The 21,361-nt window shown below is 37.0% G+C and carries 17 protein-coding genes; 16 read left to right on the top strand and 1 reads right to left on the bottom strand.

Annotated features, from left to right (window positions below; genetic code table 11):
* Positions 1 to 11: 11 nt before the first annotated feature.
* The 10 genes from ACVWM0_RS10125 (at position 12) to ACVWM0_RS10080 (ending at position 16,041) form a co-directional block, all read left to right on the top strand.
* Positions 12 to 2,480 (top strand): ATP-dependent Clp protease ATP-binding subunit, encoded by a 2,469-nt coding sequence (locus tag ACVWM0_RS10125; protein ID WP_476472524.1) that lies wholly within the window; start codon positions 12 to 14, stop codon positions 2,478 to 2,480.
* 112 nt (positions 2,481 to 2,592) lie between these two features.
* Positions 2,593 to 3,513 (top strand): peptidase U32 family protein, encoded by a 921-nt coding sequence (locus ACVWM0_RS10120; protein WP_476472523.1) that lies wholly within the window; start codon positions 2,593 to 2,595, stop codon positions 3,511 to 3,513.
* Positions 3,514 to 3,524: 11 nt separating this feature from the next.
* Positions 3,525 to 4,760, top strand: coding sequence for a peptidase U32 family protein (locus ACVWM0_RS10115; protein WP_476472522.1), 1,236 nt, complete (start codon positions 3,525 to 3,527; stop codon positions 4,758 to 4,760).
* 22 nt (positions 4,761 to 4,782) lie between these two features.
* Positions 4,783 to 6,129, top strand: coding sequence for a glutathione-disulfide reductase (gor, locus tag ACVWM0_RS10110; protein ID WP_476472521.1), 1,347 nt, complete (start codon positions 4,783 to 4,785; stop codon positions 6,127 to 6,129).
* Between the two features lie 117 nt (positions 6,130 to 6,246).
* Positions 6,247 to 7,653, top strand: coding sequence for a cytochrome ubiquinol oxidase subunit I (locus ACVWM0_RS10105; RefSeq protein WP_476472520.1), 1,407 nt, complete (start codon positions 6,247 to 6,249; stop codon positions 7,651 to 7,653).
* Positions 7,654 to 8,658, top strand: a complete 1,005-nt coding sequence (gene cydB, locus ACVWM0_RS10100) for a cytochrome d ubiquinol oxidase subunit II (RefSeq protein WP_476472519.1) — start codon at positions 7,654 to 7,656, stop codon at positions 8,656 to 8,658.
* Between the two features lie 15 nt (positions 8,659 to 8,673).
* Positions 8,674 to 10,401, top strand: coding sequence for a thiol reductant ABC exporter subunit CydD (gene cydD, locus ACVWM0_RS10095; RefSeq protein ID WP_476472518.1), 1,728 nt, complete (start codon positions 8,674 to 8,676; stop codon positions 10,399 to 10,401).
* Between the two features lies 1 nt (position 10,402).
* Positions 10,403 to 12,163 (top strand): thiol reductant ABC exporter subunit CydC, encoded by a 1,761-nt coding sequence (gene cydC / locus ACVWM0_RS10090; RefSeq protein WP_476472517.1) that lies wholly within the window; start codon positions 10,403 to 10,405, stop codon positions 12,161 to 12,163.
* 169 nt (positions 12,164 to 12,332) lie between these two features.
* Positions 12,333 to 14,705: a hypothetical protein gene (locus ACVWM0_RS10085; protein ID WP_476472516.1), complete on the top strand. Its 2,373-nt coding sequence runs from the start codon at positions 12,333 to 12,335 to the stop codon at positions 14,703 to 14,705.
* A 178-nt stretch (positions 14,706 to 14,883) separates the two neighbouring features.
* Positions 14,884 to 16,041, top strand: a complete 1,158-nt coding sequence (locus ACVWM0_RS10080; RefSeq protein ID WP_476472515.1) for a cation:proton antiporter — start codon at positions 14,884 to 14,886, stop codon at positions 16,039 to 16,041.
* Between the two features lie 59 nt (positions 16,042 to 16,100).
* Here the strand turns inward: ACVWM0_RS10080 and trhO are convergent, their stop codons facing one another.
* Positions 16,101 to 17,075, bottom strand: coding sequence for an oxygen-dependent tRNA uridine(34) hydroxylase TrhO (trhO, locus tag ACVWM0_RS10075; protein ID WP_476472514.1), 975 nt, complete (start codon positions 17,073 to 17,075; stop codon positions 16,101 to 16,103).
* Between the two features lie 187 nt (positions 17,076 to 17,262).
* Between trhO and ACVWM0_RS10070 the strand changes: the two genes are divergently transcribed.
* The 6 genes from ACVWM0_RS10070 (at position 17,263) to ACVWM0_RS10045 (ending at position 21,165) form a co-directional block, all read left to right on the top strand.
* Positions 17,263 to 17,685 carry a NusG domain II-containing protein gene (locus ACVWM0_RS10070; RefSeq protein WP_476472513.1) on the top strand — a complete coding sequence of 141 codons (423 nt, stop codon included), beginning with the start codon at positions 17,263 to 17,265 and terminating at the stop codon, positions 17,683 to 17,685.
* Positions 17,686 to 17,699: 14 nt separating this feature from the next.
* A complete protein-coding gene (locus ACVWM0_RS10065; protein ID WP_476472512.1) occupies positions 17,700 to 18,878 on the top strand; it encodes a GNAT family N-acetyltransferase in 1,179 nt (392 codons plus the stop codon).
* Positions 18,879 to 18,998: 120 nt separating this feature from the next.
* On the top strand, positions 18,999 to 19,286 hold the full coding sequence (locus ACVWM0_RS10060) for a hypothetical protein (protein WP_476472511.1): 288 nt from the start codon (positions 18,999 to 19,001) through the stop codon (positions 19,284 to 19,286).
* Between the two features lie 251 nt (positions 19,287 to 19,537).
* Positions 19,538 to 19,729 carry a hypothetical protein gene (locus tag ACVWM0_RS10055; protein ID WP_476472510.1) on the top strand — a complete coding sequence of 64 codons (192 nt, stop codon included), beginning with the start codon at positions 19,538 to 19,540 and terminating at the stop codon, positions 19,727 to 19,729.
* A gap of 103 nt (positions 19,730 to 19,832) precedes the next feature.
* On the top strand, positions 19,833 to 20,294 hold the full coding sequence (locus ACVWM0_RS10050; protein ID WP_476472509.1) for a helix-turn-helix domain-containing protein: 462 nt from the start codon (positions 19,833 to 19,835) through the stop codon (positions 20,292 to 20,294).
* A 148-nt stretch (positions 20,295 to 20,442) separates the two neighbouring features.
* Positions 20,443 to 21,165 (top strand): helix-turn-helix domain-containing protein, encoded by a 723-nt coding sequence (locus ACVWM0_RS10045; RefSeq protein ID WP_476472508.1) that lies wholly within the window; start codon positions 20,443 to 20,445, stop codon positions 21,163 to 21,165.
* The last annotated feature ends 196 nt before the right edge of the window (positions 21,166 to 21,361 follow it).

Genomic DNA, 21,361 nt, shown 5'->3' with positions numbered 1-21,361 from the left:
AGGAATAATAGATGAATCATGTATTTACGAAAAAGGCTTTGAACGTCTTAGGATTCGCCCAAGATGGAGCAAAATATTTTAAACAAGATCTAGTGGGAACAGAGCATTTATTGTTAGGATTAGTAAAGGAAAGTCAAGGAATTGCTGGCAAAGTGTTATTAGAACTTGGAGTTTCAGAAAAACACGTATTTGAAGAGGTTGAACAGATTGCTCAGTACGGTCCACGTAATAGAAGAAGCTTACTAAATGTGGAATTAGATTATTCACCAAGAGTAAAACAGATTTTAGCATTTGCTGGTGAAGAAGCGAAAAGATTGGGTGCTCCGAGTATTGGAACGGAACACATTTTAATTGTATTAACGAGAGATATAGATACTCTTGCTGCGAGAATTTTAATTAATTTAGATGTGGATTTAAATACTTTACGCAAAATGACCTTGAAAAAAGTAGGTGTTGATACCAAAGCTAAACCAGGTAAAGGAATGAGTAAAGGGAACCAACCTGTTGGCCCTACGCCCACACTTGATTCTTTAGCAAGAGACTTAACAGCTTCTGCAAAAGCAGGGAAATTAGACCCTTTAGTGGGACGTGAGAAAGAAGTTCAACGATTAATTCAAGTTTTAAGTAGACGGACAAAAAATAATCCTGTTTTAGTTGGTGAGCCTGGTGTTGGTAAGACAGCTATTGCTGAAGGACTGGCGCAAAAAATTGTAGAAGGCTCTGTTCCTAAGGATATGCTATCTAAACGATTAATGATGTTAGATATGGGTTCTGTTGTTGCTGGGACAAAATATCGTGGCGAGTTTGAAGATCGAATGAAGAAATTAGTTGATGAAATTTATCATGATGGTAATGTTATACTCTTTATTGATGAATTACATACCCTTATTGGAGCTGGTGGAGCGGAAGGTGCGATTGATGCTTCTAACATTTTAAAACCGGCTTTAGCTCGTGGTGAGTTACAAACCATTGGTGCAACGACGTTAGATGAGTATCAAAAATATATTGAGAAAGATTCAGCATTAGAGCGTAGGTTTGCCAAGATTCAGGTAGATGAACCCACTCCTGAGGAAACAGAAGCGATTCTACTAGGTTTAAAGGGTCGTTATGAAGAGCATCATTCTGTTGAAATTACTGACGAGGCTGTAAAAACAGCGGTTAATCTAGCTGTACGTTATATTACGGATCGACAGTTACCAGATAAAGCGATTGATTTAATTGATGAGTCTGCAGCTCGCGTGCGCCTAGAAAATGCGAACACTGTCTCACCTCTAGTCGTTCAAGGGAATAAAATTGAGAGCATTCGTAAAGAAAAAGAAGCAGCAATTATGGCTCAAGATTTTTCAGAAGCAGCGAAGTTGCGTAAGAAAGAGCAACGAGCCATGGAAAAATTTGATAAGCTCGTAGAAGAAGAAAAGCAAATGGTTGGTCATTATACAGTTAAAGTAACAGAAGAAGCCATTAATCAAGTTGTTGGACAATGGACGGGTATTCCTTTAGATCAGTTAGAGAAAAAAGAGAGTGATCGTTTACTTGAATTGGAAGCGATTCTTCATAAACGAGTAGTAGGGCAAGAAGAAGCAGTAGAAGCAGTCTCTAGAGCGATTAGACGTGCTCGTAGTGGCTTGAAAGATCCTAACCGTCCAATAGGCTCATTTATGTTCTTAGGACCTACAGGTGTTGGTAAGACAGAATTAGCTAAGACATTAGCAGAAGCTATGTTTGGCTCTGAGGATGCCTTGATTCGGGTAGATATGTCTGAATTCATGGAGAAACACAGTACAAGTCGATTGGTAGGTTCTCCTCCTGGCTATGTAGGCTATGATGAGGGCGGGCAATTAACCGAGAGAATCCGTCAAAAACCATATTCAGTCATCTTACTTGATGAGGTAGAAAAAGCACATCCAGATGTTTTCAATATTTTATTACAAGCTCTTGATGATGGTCATTTAACAGATGCGAAAGGTCGTCAGGTAGACTTTAAAAACACGATTATTATCATGACAAGCAATATCGGTGCAACGGCTATTAGGGATGAGAAAACAGTAGGGTTTAATGTACTAGACATGTCTGAAAATTATAAAGCGATGAAGTCGCGCGTTTTAGAAGAGTTGAAAAAATCGTTTAGACCTGAGTTTTTAAATAGGGTAGACGAGATGATTGTGTTCCATTCGTTAACGAAAGATGAGTTACATGATATTGTTAAAATCATGAGTGAATCCATTGTTAAGAGATTGAAAGAACAAAACATTCATTTCAAATTGACTCCTGGTGCGATTGATGTGATTAGTAAGGAAGGGTTTGATCCTGAATACGGAGCTAGACCTATCCGACGTGCTTTACAAAAAGAAGTAGAAGATCGTTTGAGTGAAGCATTGTTATCCGGTGACATTAAAGCTGGAGATCAGGTAACAATGGGAGCCTCTAAGGGTAAGATTTATTTGAAGAATACTTCACAAAAAGTGGTTCCAATATCATAATAAAACGAAGCGTTAGTTTAATAACTAACGCTTTTTTATTTGTGATAACATTGGCAAAGTAGGCGTCCTGTGGTAGGATAGTTTTGATTATGAATGGAAGGAAGTCACCCAAATGATAGAGATAACAGCAACAGCAGAATCAATTGAACAGGCCAAAGCATTACTGGAATTAGACATTGATTACTTATATGTAGGAGAGGCAACGTTTGGTCTACGCTTGCCTAAGCATTTTACTAGGGAAGAGCTGGAAGAATTAGTACAATTAACTCATGAAAAGGGGAAAAAGATTCGCGTGGCAGTGAATGCTATTATGCATCCTGAGACAATGACAAATATTCCTGATTACTTAACTTTTCTAACGAGCATAAAGGCAGATGAGATTGTTGTAGGAGACCCTGGTGTGATTCATGTATTAAGACGAGACAATTACGATCTGCCTTATATATATGATGCTGCCACAATGGTAACGAGCTCTCGACAAATTAATTTTTGGGGAAAAAGAGGCGCGATAGGTGCAGTGCTTGCAAGGGAGATTCCTTATCTGGAGTTAGTAGAACTTGCCCCTAACTTAGACATTTTTGGTGAGATACTGGTTTACGGAGCAACGTGTATTCATCAGTCAAAACGTCCTTTAGTAGAAAATTACTTCTCTTTTGTTAAGGGTGACGAAGAAACGGATAAAGCACGTAACTTATTTATTGCAGAGCCAAAGGAAGAAGAGACCCATTATTCAATTTATGAAGATCAGCATGGGACCCATATATTTGCTACCGATGATGTGAATTTAATGGATGAGTTAGATAAATTATATACTCTTGGCCTACATCACTGGAAATTAGATGGGATTTATACGCCTGGAGATAACTATGTTTCCATTGTGGCTTGTTTTATCGAAGCTAAAGAATTACTTGAAACAGGTAGATGGACAGAGGTAGAAGGCCAACGTTTATCAGAAAGTATTCGTCGTTTACATCCAAAAAATCGTTCGTTAGATACTGGATTTTTTCATTTAGATCCAGATGAAATTAAGTAAGGAGTTTAGTCATGAGACAACAATTAAAACGCCCTGAGGTATTAGCACCAGCAGGAACATTAGAAAAATTAAAAATCGCCATTCGTTATGGCGCAGATGCTGTTTATATTGGAGGAAATGCCTATGGATTACGTAGTCGTGCAGGCAATTTCTCTTATGAAGAGATGGCAGAAGGCGTGGCATTTGCCAAAGAATATGGAGCTAAAGTGTATGTTGCTGCTAATATGGTCACCCATGAGTTTGACGCGCAAGGAGCAGGCGACTTCTTTAGAGAATTACGAGACATTGGTATTAACGCAGTGATTGTTTCGGATCCGGCATTAATTGAAATCTGTATTACAGAAGCGCCAGGATTACCGGTTCATTTATCAACACAGTCTTCTGCTACTAATTATGAGACTTTAGAGTTTTGGAAAAATGAAGGATTAGAGCGTGTGGTGTTAGGCCGTGAAGTGTCTATGGCAGAGGTGGCAGCTATTAGAGCGAACACAGACATAGAAATTGAAGCCTTTATACACGGAGCTATGTGTATTTCGTACTCTGGTCGTTGCACGTTGTCTAATCACATGTCTCATAGAGACGCTAATCGTGGGGGCTGTTCTCAGTCGTGCCGTTGGAAATATGACCTTTACGATATGCCTTTTGGCGAGGAACGTCGTAGTTTAACCGATAGTGGCGAAGTCTCGGAACCCTTTTCAATGAGCGCTGTGGATATGTCCATGATTGAATCTATCCCAGATTTGGTTAAGAATGGTGTGGACAGTTTGAAAATAGAAGGACGTATGAAGTCCATTCATTATGTGTCTACAGTGTCTAATGTGTACAAAAAAGCAGTAGACAGTTACATGGAAGACCCAGAAAATTATGTGTGTCGTCAAGAGTGGATTGATGAGTTATGGAAAGTGGCTCAACGTGAATTATCAACAGGGTTCTATTATCATACACCGACAGATGAAGAACAGTTATTTGGTAAACGCCGTAAAATTCCTGTGTTCAAATTTATTGGTGAAGTATTGGCTTATGATGACACAACAAAAATAGCAACTATTCGTCAAAGAAATCATTTTAAACTTCAAGATGATATCGAATTCTATGGTCCGGGATTCACACACAGTCATCAAGTTATTACAGAGATGTGGAATGAAGACGGTGAGTCAATCGAGAAGGCGCCTAATGCTATGATGATTGTTAAAATGCCAGTGTCAACACCAGTTAAGCCAGGAGACATGATTCGCAAGAGAAAATAGAATAGAAGGAGTTCATACTAATATGGAACAATTTGATTATATTGTTATTGGTGGAGGCAGTGGTGGTATTGCCTCTGCTAACCGTGCGGGAATGCATGGAGCAAAAGTGTTATTAATAGAAGGCAATAATATTGGAGGAACGTGTGTCAATGTGGGATGTGTTCCTAAAAAAGTGATGTGGTCAGCGGCAGAGATGCGTTCGACTATGTTACATCAAGCAAAAGAATATGGCTTTAATTTAACTATGGAGGATGTTGATTTTGAAGGGTTAGTGGGCCGACGAGAAGCTTATATTGATCGATTACATGGCCTCTATATGAAAGGTTTGGCAAGCAATGGTGTAAGTTTTGTTAATGGTTATGCTAAATTTGTGGATAAGCAAGTCGTGGAAGTGAATAATATCCGTTATACAGCACCTAATATCTTGATTGCCACAGGTGGGAAAATTGTTCGCCCTGATATTCCAGGAGCTGACTACGGCATCGATTCTAATGGCTTTTTTGACTTAACAACGTTACCTAAATCAGTGGCGGTAGTAGGAGCTGGTTACATTGCAGTGGAAATTGCGGGTGTGTTAAATGGATTAGGATCAGAGACTCACTTGGTATTCCGTAAAGACCGTGTTCTTCGCGAATTTGATGAGATGTTGTCAGAGGCTTTATTGGAAAATTACAGCCAACAAGGCATGAATTTACATCCCTTATCTGTACCTAAAAAGGTGGAAAAAACAGAGGTTGGTTATCAACTAACTTTTGAAAATGAGAATACTTTAGAGGTTGAAGAAATTATTTGGGCTATTGGCCGCAAACCGCTCGTTGAAGATATTTGTTTAGAGGCAACCGATGTGTCACTCGATGAACAGGGTGCGATTAAGGTAGATGAGTATCAAAATACGACACAGGCAGGCATTTATGCAGTGGGAGACGTGATTGATAAAATCAATTTAACTCCGGTTGCCATTGCTGCTGGACGTAGACTTTCAGAACGATTATTTAATGGTAAAACAGACTTAAAGCTTGATTATAAATTAGTCCCAACGGTTGTGTTCTCACATCCAACCATTGGTACGATTGGTGTCAGTGAAGAAGAAGCAAGGTCACACTATGGCGATGAGACTGTTAAAGTATATCGTTCTAAATTTACTCCAATGCAATACGCCATTACGGATCACAAAGAGATGTGCTCGATGAAATTGGTGTGTGTTGGCAAGGAAGAAAAGATTGTTGGACTTCACGGAATTGGTTTAGGAATGGACGAGATGTTACAGGGATTTGCTGTAGCGATTAAAATGGGTGCAACGAAGGCTGATTTTGATGAAACCGTCGCCATTCATCCAACAGCATCTGAAGAATTCGTTACCATGCGTTAAGCCTTAATTTATAAAGGTTTTAAAGTAATAATCGTTAAAAATAATTTTGAATATCCTAGGTTAATAGGGTATAATGGTATTTGTTTAAAAATTGATTAAGAACAAGGAGGACATGACATGGATTTGTTAACGTTAGCAAGATTTCAGTTCGGTATGACGACAGTATTTCACTTTTTCTTCGTGCCTATGACAATTGGTTTATCTTTTGCAGTGGCTATTATGGAAACAATGTATGTTGTTAAGAAGGACGAAATTTACAAAGACATGGCAAAATTCTGGGGAAACATTTTTCTACTAGGTTTTGCAGTAGGGGTTGTAACAGGGATTATTCAAGAGTTTCAGTTTGGAATGAACTGGTCTGAGTATTCTCGTTTCATGGGGGATATTTTCGGCGCTCCTTTAGCAGTAGAGGCATTATTAGCATTCTTCTTAGAATCAACATTTATTGGATTATGGATGTTTGGATGGGATAAATTTAATAAGAAACTGCATGCAGTATTTATTTGGTTAGTGGCAATTGGCTCGACACTATCAGCATTATGGATTTTAGCAGCTAATGCATTTATGCAAAATCCAGTAGCCTATAAAATTAATGGGGTAACTAACAGAGCTGAATTAGAAAGCTTTGGAGGACTACTTAAAAACCATCAATTATGGTATGAATTCCCTCACGTTATTATGGGTGCTTTTGTAACAGGAGCATTTGTTATCGCAGGGGCATCAGCTTGGAAAATTTTACGTAATGAAGATGTACCATTCTTTAAAAAATCAATGAAATTTGCTTTGATCATTGGTTTAATTAGTTCAATTGGAACGATTGGTGCTGGACACCAACAAATGATCGCTGTAGCAGAAGATCATCCAATGAAGTTTGCAGCAATGGAAGGTATTTATGATGATACTGAGTCACCTGCACCTTGGAATTTAATTGCTGGAGTGGATACTAAAAATAAAAAAACTGACTGGGAAATTTCAGTACCGTTTCTTTTAACTGCCTTAGGTGGAAAAGATCAGTATCAAGGGATGGACTCAGTGAATGCTGATTTACATAAGCAGCATGATGAACAGTTTGGTAAAGATATGGACTATTATGTACCAGTAAAAACATTGTTCTGGGGCTTCCGATTTATGGCAGGTTTTGGAACGTTAATGGCTTTAATGGCAGCAGCTGGTTTATTCTTACTTAAAGATGACAAGTTATTAAAAATGAGATGGGCATTAAGTATTTTTGTTGCTGGGATTGCATTCCCATTCATCTCAAACACAACAGGGTGGTTAATTACTGAATTAGGTCGTGCACCATGGACTGTTTATGGACTATTCACGATTGCAGACAGTGTGTCACCAAGTGTGTCTAAGACCGATTTATTAATTAGTAATATTGTTTACTTTGCGCTATTCTTGCTTTTAGGATATGTAATGTTTGTTTTCGCGAAACGTGCTGTGAAAAAAGGACCTTACTATGTGGATGCATCAGAAGCTCGTAAAGAGGGAATCGACCCATTCGCGAAGGAGGTGTTCTAATTGAGTACTTTAGAATTAGTGTGGTTTGCTTTGATTGGAATACTATTCACTGGCTTCTTCTTCTTAGAAGGATTTGACTTTGGTGTAGGTATTGCAGTTAAAACACTCGCTCGTAACAAACGTGAAAGAGATCAAATTATTCATACCATTGGACCTGTATGGGAAACGAACCAAGTGTGGTTAATTACAGCAGGTGGAGCGATGTTCGCATCATTCCCAGAATGGTACGCGTCACTATTTAGTGGTTTCTACTTATTTTTACTCTTTGTTTTAGTGGGATTAATTATTCGTGGGGTATCATTTAAATTCAGAAGTAGTTCTGAGAACGCAAAAGAACGTAATGTATGGGAAATGACATTGTTTGTCGGAAGTATTTTAGCACCCTTCTTCCTAGGGATGATGTTCGTTGACTTAGTACGTGGTATGCCATTAGATGCTACTAAAAACGTAATGGATGCAAGCTTTGGTGATTATATTAACTTATTCGCTATTGTTGGCGGTGTTGCAGTAACCTTACTTAGTTACTTACATGGTTTAAACTACTTACGTCTTAAAACAGACGGTAAAATTAGAGAGCGTGCGTTAGCACAATCTAAAAAACTATACCCTGTTTTATTTGTTGGGTTAGTAGCATTTGCTATTTTAGCTTTCTTACAAACGGACTTCTTTGAAGCACGTTTTGTCTCATCACTTATCTTATTAGTATTGATTGTTGTGTTTGCTGTTATGGGAGCCTATGGATCATACAAAGATAAGGAAGGTTTTTCATTTATTTCTACAGGACTAGTCTTTGCAGGAATTGTAGCCTTCTTATTTAACGGGTTATTCCCACGTGTGATGGTGGCTAAAGATGCACAGTATCATTTGTTAATTGAAAATGCTTCAAGCACACCTTATACATTGAAAGTAATGACAATCGTTGTGATTATCTTACTACCAATCGTATTAGCTTATACATCTTGGAGTTATGCTAAGTTTTCAAAACGTGTCAAAATAGACAGATAAGGAGACGTACCTAATTTGATTGATAAGAATTTATTTCGTATTGATAAAATTAGGCCAGTCTTAATAGGGCTTGCAGGACTTGGTGTCCTGCAAGCTTTATTGATTATTGGGCAGGCTTATTTTTTATCTAAAGGATTAAGTGCATTATGGAACGGTGAGACAGTTAAGTCTCAACTACCGACGATGGCTCTTTTTTTTATATGCTTTTTCTTAAGACAAGTGTTGTTATTTATTAGAGACAAGGGATTGGATTCTTATGCTTACGAGCAGTCTCAAATTGTACGTAAAGAATTACTAGATAAAGTGTTCCGTCTAGGTCCTAACTTTGTTCAAAAAGAAGGAACGGGGAACATGGTCACTATGGCGATTGAAGGTGTTGGCCAGATTGAGAATTATTTAACCTTAATTTTACCGAAACTAACTAACATGATGGTAATTCCTTGGGTTATCCTAGTATTTGTCTTAACGCAAGATATCCGTTCAGGCGTGATATTATTTCTTGTTTTCCCTATTATCATTTTATTTATGATTATTTTAGGATACGCGGCTAGAGCTAAGGCTGACCGTCAGTATGAAGGGTATCAATTACTTAGTAATCATTTTTTAGACTCATTAAGAGGTCTAGAAACGCTTAACTTTTTAGGATTAAGTAAAAAATATGAAAAAAACGTCTATGACATTAGCGAGGATTACCGAAAGGCTACAATGAGCACGCTTAAAGTTGCTATTCTATCAACCTTTGCTTTGGATTTTTTCACGACATTGTCAGTAGCGATTGTAGCAGTCTTTTTAGGATTCAAACTTATGAATGGTCAAATGGACCTTTGGCCAGCATTGACGGTGTTAGTATTAGCTCCAGATTTCTTTTTACCGTTACGAGACTTTTCGAATGATTACCATGCCACTTTAGACGGTGGGAATACGCTGAAATCCATCTTTACGATATTAGACCAACCAGAGATGGTCTCTGTTGACGCGTTACCTTTAAGTAAACATTGGAGCGAAGAGGATACCTTGGTATTGAAAAATACATCATTAAAATACGATGCCGCAGCAGAAACCAATACATTAGAAGCCCTTAACGTTAGCTTATCTGGCTATCAAAAAGTTGGGATTGTAGGTTTTTCGGGTTCTGGTAAGTCTACTTTGATTAAATTGTTAGGTGGTTTCTTAGAGGCCACTGAGAAAAGTATCCTGGTTAACGGGGAAGAGATGTCGAATCTTCGTGTCAAAAATTGGCAAGATCAATTGTTTTATGTGCCACAAGATCCGTACATATTCCATGCAACACTAAGAGATAACGTGGCTTTCTATCAACCAGAGGCAACAGAGGCTGAGGTATTACTCGCAGTGGAACGTGCTGGGCTTACAGAGGTATTAAAAGAATTACCAGATGGTTTGGACACAGTCATTGGTGAAGCTGGTTACAGGCTAAGTGGGGGACAATTTCAACGTGTCGCTATTGCTCGTGCTTTTTTAGACGATCAACGCCGTGTGCTATTATTTGATGAGCCGACTGCCCATTTGGATGTGGAAACAGAAGCAGAACTAAAAGCAACGATGTTACCATTATTTAAAGACCGGTTAGTCTTTTTTGCCACGCATCGTTTGCATTGGATGAAAGAGATGGATTATATTGTTGTGATGGAACATGGTAAAATTGTAGAACAAGGGACCTATGCTGAATTGCGTAAGCAAAATGGGGCATATAGTCGCTTTGTTGATGAGTTGAAAGGAGAGTAATATGAAGAAAAATTATTTATTACTTTCAAAAGAGGATCACTGGGTGCGTCCTTACTTTAAGAAATACAAAGGGTTACTAGCTCTTGTTTTATTTTTAGGCTTATTAACTTTTTTTGCAGCGTCAGCATTGATGTTTACGTCAGGTTATTTGATTAGTAAATCTGCAACTAAACCTGAGAATATATTGATGGTCTACGTTCCGATTGTCTTGACTCGTGGGTTTGGTATCGCAAGACCAACGTTACGCTATATTGAGCGGCTAGGGAGTCATAATTGGGTATTAAAGATGACATCAGACATTCGTTTGAAATTATACCAATCCCTTGAAACACGAGCGGCACAGTCAAAATCAGAGCATCAAACAGGAAAGCTGTTAGGGCTACTTGCTGAAGACATTGATCACATTCAGAATTTATATTTAAGAACGATTTTCCCAGCGTTTATTTCAACACTCTTGTATATTGTCATTATTATTGCTCTAGGCTTCTTTTCTGTCCCTTTTGCTTTACTGATGATGCTGTTTATGGGTGTGTTACTTATTCTATTGCCACTGATGTCAGTAGCGATTAATCAAGGGCGTATTTACCGTCGTAAAGAGCAACAACACGTTCTTTATAATGAGTTAACAGATGCTGTCCTTGGGGTTGCTGATTGGCAATATAGTGGCCGCTATCAAGAATTTTTAGCTCACTACAATGAGAGTGAAGAAAAAGTTAGGTACGAAGATGCTAAGATGAACCGTTATACTCGAGGTGAGGGTTTAATCAAACAATTAGTGTTTGGTGTAATTGTTTTAGCGTTGTTTGTATGGGCGGGTAACTATTTTGGAGCAACAGGTGAGCAGAGTCAGTTAAACTGGATTGCCGCTTTTGTCTTGGCCTTTTTCCCATTGATTGACGCTTTTGCTCCTGTGAGTGATTCTGTACGAGAATTTCCGTTGTATGAAGACACGGTTCAACGTTTATCAGATTTACCAAATCCAGAGATGATTAGAGACGAAGCGCCACAACCAAAAAGAATCGTGCCAGAACGGATAGAGATTGTGTTTCAGGATATTAACTTTAAATACAAAGAAACAAGTAGAAGCATATTAACAGACTTTTCTTTAACGATTCCAAGTGGACAAATCATTGCTATTCTAGGGAAAAGTGGTACTGGTAAAACAACTCTCTCTAATTTACTTAGAGGTGATTTGGCTCCTGATTCAGGTCGTGTTTTATTAAATGGGGAAGATGTAAGCACCATGAAGCATCAACAGTCAGATGTTTTTAGTGTGTTAAATCAACATCCTCATTTGTTTAATACATCCATTAAGAATAACATTCGTTTAGGTAACTTAGAGGCAACAGACGAAGACATTTTACAAGCTGTGGACAAAGCAGGTCTTTCTGACATGGTTGCTAGATTACCTGAAGGATTAGAAACCTTAGTTGAAGAAAGTGGGAAACGTTTCTCTGGCGGGGAACAACAACGATTGGCCCTGGCTAGGATATTGTTACAGGATACACCCATTGTTATTATTGATGAACCAACAATAGGATTGGACCCAATGACCGAAAAACAATTATTAACCACAATGTTTGATACTTTGAGAGGTAAAACAGTAGTGTGGATTACCCACCATTTAGTGGGAACAAAGCATGCTAATCGCGTTGTTTTTCTAGAAAATGGCGGGGTAAAAATGGATGATAAACCGCAAATTTTATTAGATAATAATTCATATTTCAAAGAATTGTATGATTTAGATACGTATGAATCTTAGTTATTAGAGAACGGATGAAACAGTACCATGTTTTGTCCGTTTTATTTTACAATAAGAGGGAAAACAACTTTACTTAAAGTAGTTAAAAGGGTACTATTAAAGTAATTAAGTAAATTAAATGGTGAATATGTTGAGTAATAATAATACTTCACGGAGAGGGGGACACGTGTTGTCTGATGAATTAAATGTAGATGTTCAAATATACCAAGATGAATTGAAAAAGCCTACTTCTTCTAGCCTGATGTTAATTCCTTTATCGGAAGAATCAACAACAAGGAATCAATTGTTATTGAGATGGTCCAATGTGGGAAAAGAATTAAGTCAGTCTGATATTGAATCCTTATCTAAGAGATTCTTTATTAGTTGGGAAGAGCAATTTCCTCTATACCAAGTAGAGCGAGCGTTTGTCGATAGGCATCCCCGTCGTCCTATTGAGTTTTATATAACATTTCAAGCCAGTAATATTTATTCAAATACCCAAATTCGTAATATCAAAAAAAAAGCACCGAATCTATTACGAAAAGAATTACAGACGGTGTATCAGGAGGCCAATGTGAGAGTATCAGCAGGTCAGGAGACCACAGAATCAAGTCAATTAAATCAACGCATGTCACTATTGCAACAACAATTATCTGATTCAGAACAATCACAGCGTCGGATTGAATCAGAATGGCAAGATAAATTATTACAATTACAACGTGAGAATAACGATTTACAGTTGCGTTTACAACAAAGTAAATCGGAAGAATTAGCTAAAAAAGATCAAATTGGACGGTTGACTCTGGAATTAGAAAAGCAACAACGCCAATTAGACCAAAAAGAGACACATTATTCAGAAACAACGACTGGTATTGAAGTTAAGTACAGAGGTTTACAAGAAGAGCTCGAGGATTTGACGTACCAATACCGTCAAACGACCCAAGAGTTATTTGAAAAACAACGTGAGATACAAAATTTACAATATGAAGTCACAAATCATGATCAATTGGTCCAAAGCTTACAGCTTGATTTTGATCGATTGAAAGAAGCGAACAATCAGCAAATTCAACAATTAATGTCTGAAAATGAAACATTGAAACAGGACATTATTACTTATCAGACGCAAGACTTAGAAACAAGACGTGCCACACAAGGCATTCAATCTGAAATGTTAGGATTGAAAAATGACGTTGCGCGGTTATCTTTAGAAAAAGAAACAATCAAAGACGAGTATCTGTTACAGAATCAACGGATTGAAACTGAAAATAAAGAGTTACATACGATATTAAGTGAGAACCAAGCGTTTGAAGAACAAATGCAATCAGAATTGTTACTAACAACCCAAGAATTAAATGCTCAAGTTGAAAAAGCCAGACAATTGGAATTAGAGATGTCTAGAATTCAACAAGAATGGGAAACACGTCAAAGAACGGTTCAGTTAGAGAACGATAATTTATCTGTCAGTCTTGAAAATGCTCGTCAATTAGAAAGAGAAAGACAAGCGGAATTAATCAACTTAAATGAGCACATTGTCTCACAAGAACAAGCCTTACAAATGGCACGTTTAGAGAAAGATCGTTTAACAACAAAATGGAAAACAAGAATTGCTGAGATCGAACGTGAAAAAGAAGAACTACTGAAGCAAACACAACTGGAAAAAGAGCAATTTGTGCGTTCTAAAGAGTTAGAAATTCAACGATTAACAGAAAGATTACAGCAACAACAAGGCTTAGTGGAACAATTAATGAAGAATCAACAAGAGTCTCAGTCAAGTTGGCAAGGGAATTACAAGCAGCTTGAAGAAAACTACCAAAAAATCAAAGAACAGTCGACACAATTCGAACAAGAAGTGATTCGCTTAAGACAAGAGAATCGTCTCTTGGAAGGTAAGAAGGAGATATCTTCGTCAATGTTTTATGAAGAAGAACCAGTAATGCCAGTGTCATCTATCGAAGTTCCAGTCATAGAAACACTAACATCAGATATTGTTGTGCCTGAAATAACAGAGAGTGTCACAGAAACACCCGTTATAACTCCTGTTACTCCGGAAATTAGCGATATGTATACAGATGATAAGGATTATGACTACGAAGACGATGATTATGACTATGAAGATGAGTACGATTATGATTACGAAGACGATAGCTTCTTAGGATATCATAAGGAAAGCATCGAAGAAGATATTGAGGAGTACTTTGATGATATTGATGATGATTCTATCACAAAAGTATCTAAACAAGACTACCAAGAACTAGAAGAACATTTGGACAGTTTAAAGAAAAGATTTAAAGAAACGCCAAATGAAGAGGCCTTTAAGTTAGTTGCACATGCTAAAATGAAGAAATTTAAAAAATTCGAGAGTAAATTTGAGAACGATGTTAAAAAACCAAGGTTATTCTCTCGTAAGTATAAGATGGAAGAAGGCTTATTAAATCAAGCGAAAGGGTATGCATTAATAAGCTACCATTTAGGCTATTTACTAGGTGATTTAGACAACGATGACGACTATGATTACGACGATTATGAAGATGATTACGACTATGATTATGACTACGATTATTAAAGAATCACTTAATTGATTGCAACACATCAAAAAAATAACCTAAAGGGGAAACTCTTTAGGTTATTTTTTATAGAGATACTAATAGCGAAATAAGTTTATTATCGTTTTACTTTACAAGAAGCTATCATATCTAGTAAAGTTGATATTCAAGGTTAATATTAAGAATAGGGGAGAAGAAATGGAATTATTATTTACAATTATTTTGATTTTAGTGAGTACCAAAGTTGCTGGGCATTTATCCGTTAAAATCGGACAACCGGCTGTATTAGGGAAGTTATTGATAGGAATTGTGTTAGGGCCGGCTGTATTATCTTTGGTGTCTAACACGCCAATATTTCATGAGTTTTCAGAATTAGGTGTTCTATTATTAATGTTTCTAGCAGGGTTAGAAACAGATGCGGATCAGTTAAAAGCTAACTGGAAGCCATCTGTTGCTGTAGCGGTACTAGGGATTATTGTCCCATTCGCCTCAGCTTATGCATTAGGAACCGCTTTTGGTTTTCCATCTCATCACTCTATCTTCTTAGGAGTGCTATTTTCAGCAACTTCTGTAAGTATTACGGTTCAAGTACTAAAAGAAATGGATGTTATGCAAACGAGAGAATCTACAACCATTTTAGGTGCCGCTGTTGTGGATGATATTTTAGTTGTGACGTTGTTAGCGTTTGTTATGTCATTTATGGGAGAAGGCTCATCAGATGTATCAGTACCTGTTTTATTACTGAAGAAAGCTATTTTCTTTGTTGGTGCCTTTGTTGTAGGGATTTATGTGGTTCCATTGTTCTTAAAACTATTTTCTAAGTTTAAAGTAACAGCACCTGTAACAGCTGGAGCATTGATTGTTTGTTTTGGCTTCGCCTATTTTGGTGAAATGTTAGGTATGGCTGGTATTATTGGAACATTCTTAGCAGGATTATTTATTTCTCAAACAGATTTCAAAGAGGAAATTGAGCATACGGTAGATCCGATTGCGAATGCTCTGTTTGTTCCTTTCTTCTATGTGAGTGTGGGGTTAAGTATTACCTTTGATGGTGTCTTAGACCAAATCTGGTTCTTGGTTATTTGTACCATTGTGGCTGTATTCTCTAAATTAATTGGTGGGTACGCTGGGGCACGAGTAACCGGCTTTAATAAGTTGTCATCATTAAGTATTGGTTCAGGTATGGTATCACGTGGAGAAGTGGCTTTAATTCTAGGAACAACAGGATTGAGCTCAGGCCTCTTATCTGAAGATTACTATACAAGTGTGATTATTTCTGTTATTTTAACAACATTAATCGCGCCACCAATGTTGAAACACTTCTTTACAAAAATTAAGAACAAAGAGGCTAAATAAGTGTATTTTTGCACCTTATTTGGCACCAAAAAAGACGACTCATAAGAGTCGTCTTTTTGTTATTTTTGAGTTGAAACAACCAAGGTGAATTCTTCACCTAAAGCTTCAATGCGTTCTTGCCAGTCTGACATAGTTAAGTCATTTTCTGTAATGTATCTGTTGCGTTCGTGAACACGACAGTTATGACAACAGCCACGAACATATTTTGCTTCATTTTCTTCAGAACAAAGAATTTGGCGATTACATTCTGGGTTACCACAGTTCACATAACGCTCGCTAGGTGTGCCATCAAACCAATCTTTACCAACGATAACTGGATTGACGTGATTAATAGGGACGCTAATGCGTTCATCAAAGACATACATTGCACCGTCCCATAATTCACCTTGAACCTCAGGATCGCGGCCGTATGTAGCGATACCACCGTGAAGTTGTCCAACGTCATGGAATCCTTCTTTGACTAACCAGCCAGAGAATTTTTCACAACGAATACCACCTGTACAGTACGTTACGACACGTTTATCCATGAATTGTTCTTTGTTATCGCGAATCCATTGAGGTAATTCTCTAAAGTTACGAATGTCTGGACGAACGGCCCCTCTGAAATGACCCAAATCGTACTCATAATCGTTACGAGCGTCAATGACAATCGTTCCTTCATCTAAGATGGCTTCTTTGAATTCTGTTGGTGATAAATAATTCCCTGTTAGTTCTAATGGGTTAATATCATCTTCTAATTTTAGAGACACAAGCTCTGGACGTGGACGGACAAACATTTTCTTGAAAGCTTGTTCCTCAGCAGGATCGAGTTTAAAGAAAGTGTCTTTAAAACGCTCGTCTGCGTGCATATAAGCCATGTATTTTTCTGTATCTTCTGTTAAGCCAGATAGGGTACCATTAATCCCTTCTTTAGCAACTAAGACACGACCCTTTAGGTTCATTGATTTACATAAAGCTAAGTGCTCTTTAGCGAATGCTTCCGGGTCTTCTAATGGAACATATAAATAATATAATAAAACTTGATATTTTGACACAACAATTCCTCCTATAGTTTGTACGTTCATATTATAAGTGACATCTTGTGTAAATAGCAACATACGTGCTTCCTTCACAAAAAAACAAGAGGGATAGATGGATAAAATAGTTGACGGAAATAGGAATTAAGGATATGTTACTAAGAGTACGAATAGAGAATAGTCAGTGAAGGAGCCACGATATTTTATGATGTGGAAAGAATTAAAAAAACAATGGCGTTTTATGGATGGGGTTGTGATTGTTTCACTTATCATTTTATCCTTTGTCCCTCTTGTTATTTTCTCAAACGCTCAAAAAAGTATAGATCCAGAAAGTGGAATGGTGGCGATTGTGTCTATCGACGGAAAAGAAGTAGACCGATTTATTTTGAATGAGAACACGAAACATTTTGAGAAAACCTATTATCCAGGGAAAGATAAATATAATATTATAGAGATGGAAGGATCACGCATTAGGGTGAAAGAAGACAATAGCCCAGATCAAATCGCTGTAAGAACTGGTTGGATTAGTAAACCAGGGCAGATGAGTATCTGCTTGCCTCATAAATTGATGATTGAAATTAAGTCCCAAGAACCGAGTGATGAGGATGATTTAATTATTAGCTACTAATAGGAGGGATTGATATGGTGCAACAATTGATGACAGAACATGAAGTGAACCAGATGCATGAGTTGGCTTGTTATGCTTTTAATAGTACACACTCAGCTACGCAAAAAGAAGCTTACAAAAAGTTACATGAGCATAGTGATAATTATGGGATAGTAACAGAAGATGGTCTGCAGAGTCAAATTGTCTCGTATCCTTTTACGGTTATGATAAATGGGGTCCCGATGTTAATGGCAGGTATTGGAGATGTTTCAACGTATCCAGAAGCTAGGGGACAAGGAAGCGTTAGGAAGCTGCTGATGCATATTTTTAAAGAACTTCATGAAAAGAAAGTTCCATTATCTTATTTGGCCCCTTTTTCGCAACCCTTCTATCGTCAGTTTGGTTATGAACGGGTATTTGATGGTCTTGAAATTACGATACCTAAGAAGGTAATGACTGGCTTTCCAGTGGAAAAAAGAGGGAAAGTGATACGAACAAGCCTAGATAAAGAGGGGATAAGAGAAGTCATAGACAAGCTGTACAGTGACACTCAAGGGAAAGAACATGGTAGTTTAGTTAGAGAAGATTGGTGGACAGTGTACAAACATGCGTCTCGTCAAAATCATCGATTAGGGCTAGTTTTAGATGATGACAACATTCCAAGAGGCTACATCGTCTATGAAATGACAGACACGGTCTATCATATTAAAGAGTTCGTGTATACTAATTATTTTGGTCTGACGAAATTGTTAACGTTTATTGGTTCCCATGGAAGTAGTTTCGAAACGTTTAAATCTACTAATATTTTGGATACATCATGGTTAAACGTATTACCAGATACGTCTGAAATAGAGATAAAGTCATATAGCTATATGATGGCAAGAATTATTGATATAGTCACATTAATTGAGCAATATCCTTTTTTCTCACAAGCAGAATCAAAAGAGATGAGTCTGTCGATTAAAGATGAGCAATGTCCTTGGAATAATGGGATGTTCCACGTCGTTATTGAACAGGGTCGTGGCAAGTGCGTGCCGAATTCTAAGGTGTCTAAGACGCATTATGAGGGGTCTATCCAAGTCTGGACACAAATCTTCATGCATCATGCCACAATAAAAGAAACCGTGTTTAATGGTAGTTTAAGTATGGATGGTGATGACGAATTATCCGCACTGCTGGGTAGTGAGCTTCCACACTTATATGATTACTTTTAAGGTTATTAAAAAACATTAAAAATCCTCATCTTTTTTATGGATATGGATGGACAAATGTCTGTTAAATTGTTAACTTGGTAGTATTGAAAAAAAGAATACAAGATGGGAGGGGACATTTTAATGAAAGAGAATAAAACAACCTTTAGAACGCTATTTTATGTTTTATATTTGTTAGCATTACTTTCTTACTTTTTATTAGAGCATGCTTTGTTACAAGGGGTAATACTATTAGCTATTGGTGGTTTATCTATTTATTTTTCTCAAAATTCATTTTACGAAAAATTCCTTTCAGACGAAAGAACGACACGAGAACTAACAATTATGAAATACTCACAATACGCTGATCGTATCATTGGTATCTTAATTATTATTTTTGGTTGTTACTTACTGTTCGGCCATTTTTCATAACGTAAAAAGCCGTGAAGTCTTAAGATTTCACGGCTTTTTTGTATAAAAAAACCATCTGTCAAAAGACAAATGGTTAAAAAGGAGTTGTTTTATTTACCTTGGAGGAGTAAATAAAATGAAAAAGTTTGTTAGGGTTGTTTGTTTGGTATAACTACATAATAGAGGTATTATGTGGCTATAAATAGATGAAAAATAGGCGGTTTTATGACTTATTTTATAAGAAAATATTAAGAGAAGAGCGGTGGTAAGAGATGGTCATACTAGAATGGTTAGGCTACGGGTTGATTTTTATAGGTATATTCTTTGGAATTATTGGTCAGAAGTGGGTAAAAGTACGTTTGTTTATTTTTAAAGATCACAGCATGTTTAAACAATATGCATTAGGGCTAATATTAACGCTTACTGGTATTGGTTGTCTATACTTAGCTGGAATAATCTATTAGTGGAGAGGACAGACAGGCTGTCTCTAAAAATTCTAGATGCTAGTTAAAGGAGCTATACATCATTGATGGTTAGTAGTATAACTGAATAAAGGGGGAGATAATTATGGAATTTGGTACCCAAATAAAAAAAATCCGAACAGACAGAGAATTAACGCAAGAGGAATTGGGGCAATTGCTGAATGTGTCAAGGCAATCAATTTCTAGTTGGGAAAATCAGCGAAATTATCCTGACTTAGAAATGATTGTGTTTATTGCACAGACTTTTGACCTCTCCCTGGATCAGTTAATACTAGGAGATGATCAAATGGCGACAAAATTAGTAAAAGATGGAAAAACAGCAAGATCAGCTAAATTAACCTTAATCAACATGATACTACTTGTTATAAGTGGTCTATGTTTTCTAGGCGGTGGCCTAGGGGGCAGTTATGTGGATGCACAGGGTTACTTAATAGAACCGTACTTTTTCCTTATACCTTTGGGTTATGTTTTTTTATTTTTAGGTGGCTTTTTATTGGTTATAAGAGGGCTCAGAAAAAGTATCTTTTGGTTTAAAAATAGGAGATAAAGAGGTGTGAGCACAGTGGTTATTATGAAACCACTGTGTTTTTTGGTGCTTAATTTGGTACGAAAAACCTTATTTAAAAGCATGTGTAGAATATTATCTCGCTTTTTGAGTGGGAGGTCATATATAGTCATGGAGAAAGGAGAAGCAGATGAATATAGGTGAAAAAATAAAAAAAATGAGGCAAGAAAAAGGGGTCACTCAAGAAGAATTAGCAAAAGCATGTGTTATCTCAAGATCGACGATTTCAAGTTGGGAAACAGGTAGAAGTCATCCTGATCTAGAGATGATAGTGTTTATTTGTGACTATTTCGATGTGACCTTAGATTACTTGTTACGAGAGGACCAAGAACTAGTGAAAGAGATAAATTATAATTTTAAAGAGAAGAAAAAAGCAAAAAAAGTTATTATGCTACTAAGTGTAAGTGTCTTAGTCTTATTACTGATAGGAATAGTTAGCTGGCAGAATAGAATCGTGACCTTATCTCCAAAAGATATCCATATTCAAAAAATTGAGAAAAAGGTCGTTCCTAAAAGAAGCATTGATGGGCATGAGATTCAGGAAGATTATGAGTATGATATTCATGCTACACTGACACGTTGGTTTGTCACCTGGGATGTGGTGACAGAATCGGGGAATACTTATGGCGACAAGGACAATGTTTATGTTAGTTTCCAAGGCAGAACGTCCTTGAATATTCTAAAAAATAGAAAAAATAATCAAAAAGATATGGTACTTCGTATTCCAAGTTTTAGTGCTCAAGCTGAAGTGAATGGAAACTCACATTCTTATAATAAAGATAAGACGATATACATTATTGGAGAGGATGAAGCAGACCGGATGGAATTAGTGAGTCAAGAAGAGAATCACTAAAAAAGACCCTAGTTTTCCGACTAGGGTCTAAAAAGGAGTTGTTTTATCTACTTTGGAGGAGTAAATAAAATGAAAAAGTTTGTTTGGGTTGTTTTGTTGGTATGTCTATATAATAGTCTGGAAATGTGATGATTCTATGTCTAGTTTTTTGTCATTTTGTGACGATTTATATAAGAGAAAGATTTAGGAGACTCAA

It is taken from the genome of Vagococcus sp. 211, assembly GCF_056322705.1.
This window is presented reverse-complemented; position numbering and strand designations above follow the sequence as displayed.